A 13,522-nucleotide genomic window follows, 5' to 3' on the forward strand; every position below is an offset into this window, starting at 1 on the left:
GAAGATCCATGACGACAGTGACAGGCGAAAAGCGGAGTGAACCGTCCAGCAGTGAGTACGACGTGGCGATCGTCGGTGGTGGCGCGGCAGGCCTTTCGGCGGCCGTCTTTACCAGTCGGTACGACCTCTCGACTGTGGTGTTCGACCGGGGGCCATCGGCGATCCACCGGTGTTACAACATCGAAAACTATCTCGGCTTCGTGGGGATCGATCCCCAGCAGTTCCTCCAGTTGGGCCGTGCCCACGCCCAGTATGAGGGCTGTGAGATCGTCGATGATTTCGTCGAGACCGTCGAACGCCCGGATTCACTCGATGGCGGGTTCCGTATTGAAACTCAGCAGGACGAGGTTGTGACGGCGACGCGGGTTATTGGAGCCTCGGCGTACACGGCCGACTATCTCAGTTCGCTCGATGACGGCGCATTCCACGAGCCAGGAACACATCCCGTCGAGTGCGATACAGAAACCGGTCGCACGTCGATCGATGGGCTCTACGTGGCGGGGTGGCTCTCCGGTGAGCCCCATCAGGTAATCATTAGTGCTGGCCACGGCGCACGCGTTGCAAAATCACTGATCACCGATCTGCGGGTCGAAGCGGGCTTTTGGGACGAGGTCGCAAGCTACTGGGACTGGCGGGTTGAAGGCGGGACGTATGGCGACGCTGGATGGAACGAACACATCGAGGAGTGGGTTGCCGAGACGATTCCCGATGAGGCCTCAATTGCAGACGAACGGCGCGAACGGGTCACAGAAGCGGTCATCGAAGAGCGGCGTTCCTTTCAGCTTTCCGAAGAAGGACGCGAGCAACGAACCACGGACAACCGCCAGTTGCTCGAAACACATCTTTTCACCGACGAATAGTTCGTTTTCAAGGTCGAGTGGGCTCTCGTGTGCGCCCCCTGCGGTAGTACGCAAGGGCCGTCACGAGCGTTCCGACCACACCGAACGCCGTGTACCATTTGATCACGCCCATCGGTCTCGTCCATCCAAGAGAGAGCATCCATCCACCGGCGAGCGTCCAGAGCGCACAGACCGCTCCGAACGTCAGCTCGCCAACACCAATCGCCGTTGCGTTCGGCTGCGCTTCGAACTGGTGTTCCATCAGCTGTGGTGCGACCACTAGCATCACCAGGAGGATTCCCAGCACCACTCTGGGCACCCAGGTTGCAGGTGAGTGCCCGCCCATCGCCACACGAACGCCCAGCCATGTCTCGAGGATTCCGTATCCGAGCACAGCCAGCTGTATTGCACGGAGTCGAACCGAAGCGCCCATCACACGCTCCCTATTTTCTTACTCTATATAAATTTATGCAATAAATGGGGTCATCGGGTGGGGACCGTACAGATTTGTACTGCATCGTTCGCATAGATCACATCAGCGTCACGAGGACAGATGACCTCCCTCGAAACGCGGGGCGTGTGCGCCATGCTCGCATTCTGATGAAAGAGTCCAAAATAGGCTGCGCCGCGTCGTTGATAGGAGCGGTAGATCCTGGTCTCTGCGGGCCGAACCACGGTCGTAGTCGTTCCACTGACGTTCCGCGTAGAGCGTGCATATCCAACGACCGTTCCGGACTGGGTACTAATCGTTGCACTTTCCATGTTGTGTGCAAGCGTTCGATTGACTACCACCGTGTACGGATGGTCCGTGACCCAGTTTCTGGATTTATTTTTTGCGTACCGATCGATCGCCTCAATAGCGGCCAGCTCTGCGTGCGTGAAGCTGTATCGGGCCTGCGTGTTCTCGAACGGTGGGCTATCGATGGTGCTGTCGCTCGCCAGCATCGACGTGGTCGGAAAGCAGAGAATAACCACCAGAAAGACGGTGCCAGCGATTCTGGGAGACGTGGTAGCACTGAGATGTGCGAGCCCAATCACTGCTACTACAGCCATCGGTGCGAGCATGAACGCAAACCAGCGGCCTGGAACGAACGTTCGAATTCCAAACAGGGGAAAGCCAAACACGAAGACGGACATTATCCCCACGCTGAACACCGGCGTGAATGCGGCCTGAGATCGATTCTGTTGCTGTAACACCCAGAGACTTCCAACGATAGTGAGACAAAACACCAGCAGAAAGCCGGCCACGTCGAGATACTCGACGATGAACTCCATCGTCGTCTGCGTGGGGACGACGGTTGGGGACAATCCGCCAGCATCAGCAGTTTGGCCGAGTCCCGCGGTGATGAGCGTCTCCGAGAAGTACGTGCCGATCGTCGTCAAGAAGGTAGCACCCTGATAGGGCGTCAGCGACCACATGAACGTGATCAATCCGAGATCGAACACCAGTAATCCGGTGAGATTCACCGTTTCTGCGGTGTGTGCCATCCGCCAGCGCGTTCTGGTCGAAGTAAGTATGCCCGAACTGATCACGAGCGAAGCGAGCACGGCACCGCCAGTCAGCACGAGCATGATGAACGAGGACACCTGGTGTGTGAGAATCACTGAAATACTGAAAAAGACGACGAGAAAGAAATCCCGTGGCGTATAATCCACCTTGAGCATCCGTTCGAGCGAGTAGAACACACCGAGAAAAAATACCAATCCCAGACTTGTCGGAATGAGATGTAGCCCCCACTCGATCACTGCCCCGCTCATCGAGTAGAGTGCCCCAGCGAAGACGGCCCAGCGCTGGGTAACGAACGAACTCGCGGTGGCGTAGACGAACACCACTGAAAGCGGCATCGACACACCGATAACGAGATAGAGCGCGGATTTGATCGACACGTCGAGCAAGAGACTCGATCCAACGACGAGCAGGTGATAGAGCGGTGATGCGTAGTATTTCTGGCCGCTGATCGGCTGAAGCGATCGGGCGGCGTGTATGTCCTGTGCCCAGTGGGCCATGTGTGTCCACACGTCGATGCCGATGTAGCCTGGGGTGGTGTACAGCGCCACCAGTCGAACGATCATGCCAAAGACGATGATCAAAAACAACCACAGCGTCGGCGAAATATCCTCCTCATCGGCAAAGATGATCAGCACAAGAATGGCAGTCCCCACCGCACTACAACAGAGATACCAGGCGAGCGATCGTTCGCCCTGAACCCCCGCGATGAGAACCAACATCGCCATCCCGATGACGATTACTGACGGAAGCAACCGTACAGCCGTTCTAGTGAGTCGTGGGATCGCCGTGTTGCGATCGACGCTCACTGAGAGCAGATACAGACCTGCCGCACAGCCCGTTGCGATCGGCAGTGTCCGCGCAAACACGTCAGTGAGAACTAGCTGGAGTGGTAACAGCACAATTCCCATCAGAAGGCCCACGCCAGCAACCAGCACATCGAATGGAACGTCCCTGAGCCGGTCCATTGGCGATTGCTGGATACGCATTCGGTACTGACCAGAATCCAGAATTGTCAACCGTATCAGTTTTGTGGTTCCGGAGCAACCAACTGGCAGTTTGCATTCACCAGAACGAATTGCGACCCGAAGCTATTACTCGCCAGGAGTTTTAGGCCAACCTAAAGAACATGCGCCAGTTATGTACACTCCGTCGACAGATCGAAGAGCTATCGACAGTTTCTGGGGGCTACCGTGTCGTTTGCTCACAGTGTGGGATGCGACCGGTTCCAGTCTCCGGATACGCTTTCGAGACGCACAGTGCGGCCGATCGGGCACGCCAGTTGACGATGGCCTACCGTGATCGACTTCGGCAGTTTGATCCACAGACCACAGTCCACGATCTCACCGTTCGTTCTGCGCTGGCAGTCTGTCCCGTTGGATCTGCGTGTGGCCATAGCCACACGCAGTGAGCGGTGTTCCCGGGTGATTTTTGGACTGTTGTGATCACGTACAAATATGGAAACACGACCTCTGGGCAGTACTACCATTGCTCCGACGGTGATCGGTCTCGGCACGTGGAACGTCGGGCCGGTCTGGGGCGACGTGAGTGATTCACGGATTATCTCGGCGATCGAGACGGCACTGGACGAGGGGATAACGTTTCTGGACACGGCAGAAGTGTACGGCGACGGTCGGGCCGAGCGGCTGATCGGCTCCGTGCTTGCCGGTCGCGATCGCGCGGAGATCGACGTGGTGACGAAGGCGAAACCTGACCCGGACGGTGGCCATTCCCGGGACGGACTTCGTGCGTCGGTGACTGGCTCTCTGGACAGACTCGGCGTCAACTCGCTTGATCTGGTGCAGCTTCACTGTCCGGACACGCCGGCGTACTACGATCCATCGGTCTTCGAGACGCTCGAGTCACTGCGTGAAGAGGGAGTGATCGACCACGCCGGTGTCAGCGTTGAACTCGTCGAACAGGCCCAGAAGGCGATCGAATACGACGTTATCGAATCGGTGCAAATCATCTTCAATCCGTTCCGGTTGCGCCCGCGCGAGTGGTTTTTCGAGGCCGCAGCAAAACACGATGTCGGCGTCATCGTTCGCGTACCGCTTGCCTCTGGCCTGTTGGCCGATGCATTTGACGGCTCGAGTACGTTCGATGCAGACGACCACCGTCGCGGTGCGATCGAGGCAGGCGTAACTGCGGGTGTCGGAACGAAAGGCGGTGAAACGTTCGCTGGCGTTCCCTTCGACGCCGGAATCGAGGCCGTCAATGCCCTCAGAGCGCACGTTCCCGAGGCGATGACGATGGCGCAGTTCACACTCCGCTGGATTCTGGACCACGACGCTGTCACGACAGTCATTCCTGGCTCAACGTCTCCCGAGCACGTCGCAGAGAACGTAGCCGCCGCGTCGTTCGAGCCACTGTCACACGAGGTCCACGGCGCAGTGACCGACATTTACCAGGAGACTGTCAAAGGGTACGTTCACCACCGCTGGTGATCACAACGAGAACTGTTCACCATCGACGGCTGCTTCCGGCCGAAACGCTTCTTCGGGCGTTGGAAAGTGTGAAATGTGGACCAGGCGCGTTCGATCAGCGCGAAGCTCCGAAGCCAGATCGAGTGCTCCCTCGGTCGTCATGTGTTTGGTGCCGAACGTTCGTGGGACGCCCGCTGTTGTTTTGTGTGTCCCGCCGAGTGGATGGTGTGAGCAGAGTCGGGCGGGAACGATCGCGTCGGCAAGCAGCAAGTCCGCGTCGGCGAGCTGGTGTCGGGAACGGTCTGGGATGGCAAAGTTCGTGTCGCCGGTGATCGATAGCTTGGCATCGTCGGATTCGACGGTGAGTCCATAACAGAGCAGCGGTGGGTGCTCGACAGGGACGAGCGTAATCTGCAGTCCACAGACCTCAACCGTCTCGAACGGCGTCTGTGGATGCACGTCGATCGCATCGAGATAGTCGAACCGCCGTTCGATCGTCTCGGCCACGCTTTCGTCAGTCTGTGGATCCGTTTCGTCGGCGGCGTACACCGGCACCGAATCGAGCAATCGGTAGGCGTTGCCGAGTCCGTCGAGGTGATCGAAGTGAATGTGTGTGATGACGATCGCGTCGGGCAACGACAGCCCATCCCGCAGGAACTGATATCGGAGATCTGGACTCGCATCGATGAGCACCGACTCGCCGGTCCTTTCGTTTGTGACGTGCACCGAAAACCGGGTGCGTTCTACGTCTCGGTCGTTCGCGGCCGTACACGTCGGACATGAACATCCCGGGGTCGGCGTTCCCGTCGTATCGCCAGTTCCGAGCAGTGTGACCTCCATTAGTCGTCGGTGTGGTGGTGACTGTGATCGTGGCCACCATCATCAGAGCCTGCAATGAGCGCGTCTGGGTCTCCGTTGATCATGTCCATGTTTTTGAGGTTGTCGCGCTCTTCGAAGCCATCGACTGCGTGCAACAGATCCTCCTGCGTGAGTGTGGTGCGCTCTTCTGTGAGCGCGTTCAACACCGCCTCTCGCATCACGAGACGGAGATCGCTGCCAGTCAACCCCTCGGTGCGTCCTGCGATCTCTGCTGGATCGAAGTTCTCGATCTCCATTCGTTGAGTGATTACTCGCAGAATGTCTGCGCGCATCTGGTCGTCTGGTTTTGGGAAATTGACAATTTCGTCGAACCGACGCCAGGCGGCAGCGTCCAGCTGATCGGGGTGATTCGTCGCGCCGATCAACAGCACGTCGTCGCGGATCAGACTCACTTCGTCGATCGACTTGAGCAGCGTATTCACCGCCCGTTTGATTGCGGCGTGCTCGTCGCTCGATCTGGTCTTCGCGACGAAATCGAATTCGTCCATGAAGAAGATACACGGTGCGAGTCGCTTTGCCACCTCGAAGGCCTTATCCACGTTCTTTGCCGTCTCACCCAGATACTGGCTGGTGATCATCGAGAGCTTCACCTCGACGAACGGGAGTTCGAGCCCATGAGCCAGTGCCCGGGCAACGGACGTTTTTCCCGTTCCGGGCGGACCAACGAGCAGTAGCTTCCCGATCTCTCGGAGGCCGATCTCGGCGAGATACTCCCGGTGTTCGATCGCTTTGACGATTTTCTGGATTTCGGCCTCCTGATTCTCCGTGAGGACGAGATCATCGAGCGTCATCTCCATCTCCTGCGGAGAGCGGACTTCGACGAGATCGAGCATCTCCTCGTCATCTTCGTCGAACACCTGCTCGAGCAGGCTATCGATCCAGACGCGGTCTGCGTGCACCGGACGATTCATCGATTGTGCAGTCTCATAATCGACCGCCTCGATTTCGTCTTCAAATCGCCACGCGAGCGTCGGATTGGTGAGCAGCCGCTCGTCGTCAGTTCGTTTCAGATACCACTGCTCTGCCATCTCTTCGTCGGAGAACGAGAGCTTTCCCGTAAACTCCTCGCGCTGTGTGAACAGTAGTTCAGATACCACATCCCAGGGGTGTGAGATTCCGGTCGCCTCGGAGATGCGCGTGTTCGTCACAGTGAGCGGTCGCTGGATCGTTCCGGGAACGTGTCGGTCGGCTGCATCCGTACTTTCGGAGTCGGTGTCTGAATTGCCGTCGTCCACGTCGCCCGAGGCCGTGCGCCAGAATGCACGGCGATACGACGGAGGTAGATCGCCCGGATCCAGAGCGTGCTCCTCGTTGTAGATACGGGCGGTTAGCATGAGTTCAATAACGTCGAGCGCCGGGCCAGTCATTCCCCAAACAGTTATCGTGGAACGCGTATAAGATCGTCGGACCGAATTTTCACGCTACGTGGTGACATGTATCGGCGCACCGATAAACTCTTTTGCAGTGTGAACCGGAACTGCCGGGCGAAAAGTTGTTAGCGGGCTGTTTTAACACGCTGAAGCAGTATATGAGGGTATGGTGGATACGACACCAGTAGTGGTCAAGGCGTACCGAACTCCGCAGGGTAAAGAGGATGGCGTGTTTGCGGACGTTCGTAGCGAGGATCTTTCAATTCCGTTGATCAACCAGATCTTGGCAGAGACTGGCCTTTCGGGCGAGGATATCGACGATCTGATGTGGGGTTGTGCCCAGCAGCGCGGCGAGCAGGGGAACAATCTGGCCCGTGTGATCGCGTTGCTCTCCGATCTCGGTGAGTCCGTCCCGGCAACGACGGTCAACCGCTGGTGTGCGTCCTCGGCGCAGTCGGTCATTTCGGCCAGCGACGCGATCCGTGCCGGCCAACGCGATGCGATCATCGCCGGCGGCGTCGAGAGCATGTCTCGCGTGAAGATGGGGCAGAACACGCAGAACGCCCATCCCGGGATGAACGATGAGTACAACATCGCGAAGCTCTCGATGGGGATGACGGCCGAGGAGGTTGCTGACCGCTACGACATCAGTCGTGAGCGCCAGGACGAGTATGCCGCTCGTTCACAACAGCGCGCCGTCGAGGCGACCGAAGAAGGTCGGTTCGACGACGAAATCATTCCGATCGAGACCGAAGACGGCACGGTCAGCGAGGACGAGGGGCTTCGTCCGGGGACCACCGCAGAGAAGCTCGCCGGACTGCCCACGGTGTTCAAAGCGGACGGGACGGTCTCGCCAGGTAACGCATCGCAGGTGTCCGACGGCGCTGCGGCGTTGCTCATCACCTCGAAAGCGTTCGCCGACGAGCACGATCTCGACGTGATGGCAGAAATCGGAGCCAACAACGTCGCCGGCGTTGACCCCGAAGTGATGGGCATCGGTCCGGTCCCGGCCGTCGAAGGGATGCTAGAGCGCAACGGCCGATCGATCGATGAGTACGGACTCGTCGAGCTCAACGAGGCCTTTGCCAGTCAGACAGTGTACTGCCAGGAGGAGCTCGGTTTTGACGACGACATCTTCAACGTCAACGGCGGTGCAATCGCCATTGGCCACCCGCTCGGTGCCAGTGGCGCACGACTGCCGGTGACGCTCCTCCATGAGATGGAAAAACGCGACGTTGAGCGCGGTATTGCGACCGAGTGTGTCGGCTTCGGACAGGGTGCGGCGATCGAGTTCAGCCGATAGTCGAGGATCGGTTGGGGTGTGGAAGCGTCCACAAACGCTATTCTTTGCCAACACGACGATCGTCCATGGGACGGACGACAATCCGCGATATTGAGGCCAAACACGACGCTGGCGAGCAGCTGACGATGTTGACCGCCTACGACGCGCCGATCGCCCGGTGTGTCGATGCTGGCGGCATTGATATGATTCTGGTTGGTGACACCGCCGGTCACAACCACCACGGCTACGATGATACGCTCCCGGTGACGATGGACGAAGCGCTCTCGAACACTGCCGCCGTCGCCAGGGGGACCGAAGAGGCGATGGTGATCGCGGATCTGCCGTTTTTGAGCTACGGCACGTCACTGGAAACGTCGCTGGAGAATGCGGGGAAGTTCATGAAAGAGGCCGGTGCGGACGCCGTCAAACTTGAAACACCACCAGAGGGTGGAACGACCGTCGAGATTGTCGATCGGCTCACAGAGCTGGGAATCCCCGTGATGGGACATCTCGGGCTGACACCCCAGCGAATGAACGAGATCGGCGGGCCGGTCGTACAGGGTCGAGACGGGCCGGACAGTGCTGTTGCCGATCAGTTCGTTGAGACCGCACAGGAACTGGTCAGCGCGGGCGTGTTTGCGCTCGTTCTTGAGGCCGTCACGGAGCCGGTGGCCAAACGGATCACCGAGGCGATCACCGTTCCAACGATCGGGATCGGTGCCGGTCGGCACGTCAACGGCCAGGTGCTCGTGATCACGGATCTGCTCGGACTTGGCAACGAAGGCTACCGGTTCGAGAAGACGTACGCGGATCTGGAAACCGAGATCACCGATGCAGTCGGGACGTTTGTTGATGATGTCAGCCAGCAGGCGTATCCAGCGCGAGAGCACGTCTATGAGCCGATTGATGAGTGAGTGAATACCCCAGACCTGGGCGAGTCCACGCCAACCTCATTCCAACTGTATAATTTACTTCCTGTTCGTGATTGCGGTATCGAACCACGATGGACGCGCAACGGTTGTCGAGTTAATCGACGTAAATTGGACGGTATGGGTTACGTCGACTGACGTGTTCTCGACCGTAGTCGCTTCTGTTGGGGGATTTTTCAGCATGGCGTGATACTGCGCTGTATAGTTGTAGATTCGTCCCTGTGGACCAACGACGGCTGTTGTGTAACTATCTGCTGGTGTTATCAGTTGATCAGTAATGACTGTCGGTGGTGGCTGTCCCGTCACTTCAATAACTGTTCGATTTTCTGTCTGGAACTCAACGACGTTCATTTCACTTGCAGCATACGAGGTGGTGAATCCTGTCCGCGTTCTGGTCCACTCTTCGATGACAACCGAACGATTTCGTCGTGTGTCAGTCCGATAGCTTGTATTGGACGAACTATTTCGTTGGGAGACTGCTTGGGTTCGATTCGCCCACAGTTCGTATGTAATTGCGGAGTGTCCGGAAGAGGCGTGTGCACTCTGGGTAATGCTGATGAAAATACGACTGCGGTCATCCGTCACGCGGGCTGTAAGATTGAATCGATCTCGGATGGTTCCGTTGGCAAAGACGGCAGTCACGGTTTCCGTCCGTGTGTACGAAACATTTTGTAGACTTTCGTGGTGCGCTGTTGAGAGTGCATTGAGATCGGTGACACCGTATGACGCTACGCCTGGTGCAAGCTGAGCGGGCGAAGGTGTTTGTGAGGACGCTGTCGGAATCGGTGCGGGCGTCAGTTCCGATGTGCCACCAGATGACGGCCCAGTAGCAGGGAGCGAATTGCAGCCTGCGAGGATGAGGAGTCCGACAACCAGGCTATGAATGATTATTCGTCGGTACATGCGAATGGATACCAATCATTGTCTCAAATAGTATTAATATTGACTGTTTGTCTGGTGTACTCCTGTACTACGCAAGCACGTCTTCGAAGCAGCCGTACCGACTCGGATCCTTCGAGACAGTTGGTGATCGGCAGCTCAGTTATGCGCCTGAATCGACTATTCTACTCCAACTATGAACACACCTAATGGGTGAACGCTTTCACCACTGCCTCACTCATCGGTACGACCGGACGCCAGCCGCCGCAGCTGACTGCGAACCGTTTTCAGTGTCTCCGTGAGTTGGCCATCGGGATCACGTTTTGTGGGTGCGCTTTCATCGTCGGAAAAGTCGGGCTGGACGAAAAGCAAGACGACTGCCACGCCGATTTCGACGCCGATCACGGCCATCAACAACACCACTATCACCGAGCTTTCGACGCCGTGGAGTCGGCTTTCGAGCAGCGCGACGAACAGCCCGGAGATGAGAAACACGCCACCACCCCCTCGCAGGACCGAATCGAACAGCGAGTGTTCACGACCGCTGTGAAGGCTGTACACCAGCATTGCGCCGCCAACGAAGTGGAGACAGAACGCCCAGAGCCACGCCGGGACGACGGTGGGAAGCGCGATGTTCAGCCCAGCAAACGGGCTGAGAAGCACCGACACCAGCCCGTCGATGAGCAGCTGACTCAGTTTTAGCCAGGCCGCCAGCATGTCGTCGTAGAAGCCCACTCCCCAGCCGGCGACCGTCAACTCGATCTCGAACAGTATCGTCCCGAGCCGTCTCCAGATCTCCCAGCCCGTTACCTCGCCGAGCAAAAACAGCAAAAACACTGGCAGCAATCCGAGAACACCGAAGATCATCGCGAGGGTAACCCACACGCGACGACCGCGCCAGAGGACGACCCACGTGCAATACAGCGCTGGCAACAGCGGAATGACCAATAGCGGCGTTTCCAGCACCAGGTCGATCGTTGTCTCAAACATCGGAGGAATACATCTGGAGGCGATCCAGATACGCAGGTTCGCTCCGAGAGCTAAAAGATTTTGTGGGATTGACAGTGCCGGCGCAGCAAGGGCAGCCACGAGCGCTCAGAGGTGCGTTCGCGTGTCCCACGCAGAGTGGAAATACGCCGTTCTCCAACGTGGGGTATGGGACTGGACGAGGATTCTCTGGCGTATCACAGCAACGAGCCGCCCGGAAAGATCGCCATGGACACGACAAAATCGACGAGCACACAGCGCGATCTGAGTCTGGCGTATTCGCCCGGTGTCGCCGCACCGTGTCTGGAGATTGCAGACGATTCGGCCGACGCCTACCGCTACACCGCCAAGGGCAATCTCGTGGGAGTTGTCTCCAACGGCTCTGCGGTGCTTGGACTCGGTGATATCGGTGCACAGGCCTCAAAACCCGTGATGGAGGGCAAGGGCGTCCTCTTCAAGCGCTTTGCTGACATCGATGTCTTCGATCTCGAACTCGATGAAGGGGACGTTGGGGCGTTCGTTGACGCCGTCGCGGCGATGGAGCCGACGTTCGGCGGGATCAACCTTGAGGATATCAAAGCGCCCGAGTGCTTCGAGATCGAGCGCCAACTACGCGAGCGAATGGACGTGCCGGTGTTTCACGACGACCAGCACGGCACCGCCATCATCTCCGGAGCCGCGCTGTTGAACGGAGCCGATATTGTGGATAAACCCCTCGACGAACTCAAGGTCGTCTTCGCCGGTGCGGGCGCAGCGGCCACTGCGACGGCCGAATTTTACGTCTCTCTGGGTGTCGATCGCTCGAAGATCACCATGTGTGACATCGATGGCATCCTCACCGAACGACGAGCGAGTGCTGGAGCGCTCAACGAGTACACCGAACCGTTTGCCCGCGATCTTCCCGATGGCGAACTGGCCGACGCAATGGTTGATGCTGACGTGTTCGTGGGGTTGTCGGTCGGTGGCATCGTTACCGAGGCGATGGTCCGCTCGATGGCGTCCGATCCGATCATCTTCGCGATGGCGAACCCTGACCCGGAGATCGATTATGAGAGCGCAAAAAATGCCCGCGATGATGATGTCATCATGGCGACCGGTCGATCCGATTACCCGAACCAGGTGAACAACGTGCTCGGCTTTCCGTTCATCTTCCGGGGTGCCCTTGACGTGCGAGCAACGGAGATCAACGAGGCGATGAAAGTGGCTGCTGCACGTGCACTCGCAGATCTCGCTCGCGAAGACGTGCCAGACGCCGTCATGAAAGCGTACGGTGATGATCCGCTGCAGTTCGGTCCGGAGTATATCATCCCCAAACCGATCGATCAGCGCGTGTTGTTCGAGGTGTCGGCGGCGGTTGCTGGGGCCGCGATGGAAAGTGGTGTGGCACGAGAATCAGTGTCCCTCTCGGAGTATCGCGAGGCACTCGAAGCGCGCCTTGGCAAATCCCGAGAGCTGATGCGTGTCGTGTTGAACAAGGCTCAGTCCTCCGAAAAACGGGTTGTGCTCGCGGAAGGAACGAACGAGAAGGTGATCAGGGCCGCCCACCAGCTGATTGAGCAGGATATCGCCCAGCCAGTGCTCATCGGCGAACGGCGGGTGATCTGGGAACGGGCGGCCGATCTCGGGCTCGATATGGATCCCGAAATCGTCGATCCGACCGAAGACTCGCTTGAGGCCTACGCCGACTATCTCTACGAACGTCGGAAACGAAACGGGCTCACGCGTCGGGAAGCAGACGAGATCATTCGCGATGGCAACTACCTCGGCAGCGTGATGGTCGACCTTGGCGATGCAGATGCGTTGCTGACGGGGCTTACCCACCATTATCCGTCAGCGTTGCGCCCGCCGCTGGAAGTGATTGGCACCGCAGAAGACGCTGAGTACGCCGCCGGCGTCTATATGCTCACGTTCGACGACCGTGTGGTGTTCTGTGCTGATGCGACCGTCAATCAGGATCCGGACGAGGAAGTGCTCGCCGAGGTGGCAACCCACACCGCCGAGCTGGCGCGCCGGTTCAACGTCTCACCGCGGGTTGCATTTCTGTCGTACTCCGATTTCGGTAGTGTCCGCACCGAGGGAACCGTCAAACCACGCACTGCAGCCAACCGGCTGCGTGAGGATCCAGGCGTTGACTTTCCTGTCGATGGCGAAATGCAGGCAGACACCGCCCTCGTCGAGGAGATGTTGCGCGGAACGTACTCGTTCAGCGAGCTTGAAGCGCCTGCGAACGTGCTGGTGTTCCCGAATCTCGAAGCCGGAAATATCGGCTATAAACTCCTCCAGCGACTCGGCGGCGCAGAAGCGATCGGTCCGATGCTCGTCGGGATGGATAAACCCGTTCACATCCTTCAGCGCGGCGATGAAGTGGCCGATATCGTCAATCTCGCCGGCGTTGCTGTTGCCGATGCCACTGAGCGGTAAGGA

12 protein-coding genes are annotated in these 13,522 nt (G+C 58.3%); 6 read left to right on the forward strand and 6 right to left on the reverse strand.

Annotation, left to right across the window (positions count from 1 at the left end; genetic code table 11):
• The first annotated feature begins 8 nt into the window (after positions 1-8).
• On the forward strand, positions 9-860 hold the full coding sequence (locus JXQ78_RS11485; protein WP_330630904.1) for an NAD(P)-binding protein: 852 nt from the start codon (positions 9-11) through the stop codon (positions 858-860).
• A 7-nt stretch (positions 861-867) separates the two neighbouring features.
• On the opposite strand, the gene JXQ78_RS11490 is transcribed toward JXQ78_RS11485, so the two are convergent.
• Entirely contained in the window at positions 868-1,272 is a 405-nt protein-coding gene (locus JXQ78_RS11490) for a hypothetical protein (protein WP_330630905.1), read from the reverse strand.
• 50 nt (positions 1,273-1,322) lie between these two features.
• On the reverse strand, positions 1,323-3,335 hold the full coding sequence (locus tag JXQ78_RS11495; RefSeq protein WP_330630906.1) for a hypothetical protein: 2,013 nt from the start codon (positions 3,333-3,335) through the stop codon (positions 1,323-1,325).
• A 140-nt stretch (positions 3,336-3,475) separates the two neighbouring features.
• On the opposite strand from JXQ78_RS11495, the gene JXQ78_RS11500 reads away from it, so the two are divergent.
• Together JXQ78_RS11500 and JXQ78_RS11505 are read left to right on the forward strand one after the other, a co-directional pair.
• On the forward strand, positions 3,476-3,757 hold the full coding sequence (locus JXQ78_RS11500; RefSeq protein WP_330630907.1) for a DUF7552 domain-containing protein: 282 nt from the start codon (positions 3,476-3,478) through the stop codon (positions 3,755-3,757).
• Between the two features lie 46 nt (positions 3,758-3,803).
• Entirely contained in the window at positions 3,804-4,793 is a 990-nt protein-coding gene (locus JXQ78_RS11505) for an aldo/keto reductase (RefSeq protein ID WP_330630908.1), read from the forward strand.
• Here the strand turns inward: JXQ78_RS11505 and JXQ78_RS11510 are convergent, their stop codons facing one another.
• Positions 4,794-5,612: an MBL fold metallo-hydrolase gene (locus JXQ78_RS11510; RefSeq protein ID WP_330630909.1), complete on the reverse strand. Its 819-nt coding sequence runs from the start codon at positions 5,610-5,612 to the stop codon at positions 4,794-4,796.
• A complete protein-coding gene (locus JXQ78_RS11515; RefSeq protein ID WP_330630910.1) occupies positions 5,612-7,018 on the reverse strand; it encodes an ATP-binding protein in 1,407 nt (468 codons plus the stop codon). The genes JXQ78_RS11510 and JXQ78_RS11515 overlap by 1 nt, the downstream gene beginning before the upstream one ends.
• A 172-nt stretch (positions 7,019-7,190) precedes the next feature.
• Between JXQ78_RS11515 and JXQ78_RS11520 the strand changes: the two genes are divergently transcribed.
• Both JXQ78_RS11520 and panB read left to right on the forward strand, forming a co-directional pair.
• Complete coding sequence (locus tag JXQ78_RS11520; protein ID WP_407934049.1) at positions 7,191-8,324, forward strand: thiolase family protein; 1,134 nt, start codon at positions 7,191-7,193, stop codon at positions 8,322-8,324.
• 65 nt (positions 8,325-8,389) lie between these two features.
• Complete coding sequence (panB, locus tag JXQ78_RS11525) at positions 8,390-9,217, forward strand: 3-methyl-2-oxobutanoate hydroxymethyltransferase (protein ID WP_330630912.1); 828 nt, start codon at positions 8,390-8,392, stop codon at positions 9,215-9,217.
• 54 nt (positions 9,218-9,271) lie between these two features.
• Here panB and JXQ78_RS11530 read toward each other — a convergent pair whose 3' ends face one another.
• Both JXQ78_RS11530 and JXQ78_RS11535 read right to left on the reverse strand, forming a co-directional pair.
• On the reverse strand, positions 9,272-10,135 hold the full coding sequence (locus tag JXQ78_RS11530) for a hypothetical protein (RefSeq protein ID WP_330630913.1): 864 nt from the start codon (positions 10,133-10,135) through the stop codon (positions 9,272-9,274).
• 210 nt (positions 10,136-10,345) lie between these two features.
• Positions 10,346-11,101: a hypothetical protein gene (locus JXQ78_RS11535; protein WP_330630914.1), complete on the reverse strand. Its 756-nt coding sequence runs from the start codon at positions 11,099-11,101 to the stop codon at positions 10,346-10,348.
• A 165-nt stretch (positions 11,102-11,266) separates the two neighbouring features.
• On the opposite strand from JXQ78_RS11535, the gene JXQ78_RS11540 reads away from it, so the two are divergent.
• On the forward strand, positions 11,267-13,519 hold the full coding sequence (locus tag JXQ78_RS11540; RefSeq protein ID WP_330630915.1) for an NADP-dependent malic enzyme: 2,253 nt from the start codon (positions 11,267-11,269) through the stop codon (positions 13,517-13,519).
• The last annotated feature ends 3 nt before the right edge of the window (positions 13,520-13,522 follow it).

Origin of the sequence: Halocatena halophila (assembly GCA_027563145.1) — an archaeon.
In the GTDB taxonomy this organism is placed as follows: domain Archaea; phylum Halobacteriota; class Halobacteria; order Halobacteriales; family Haloarculaceae; genus Halocatena; species Halocatena halophila.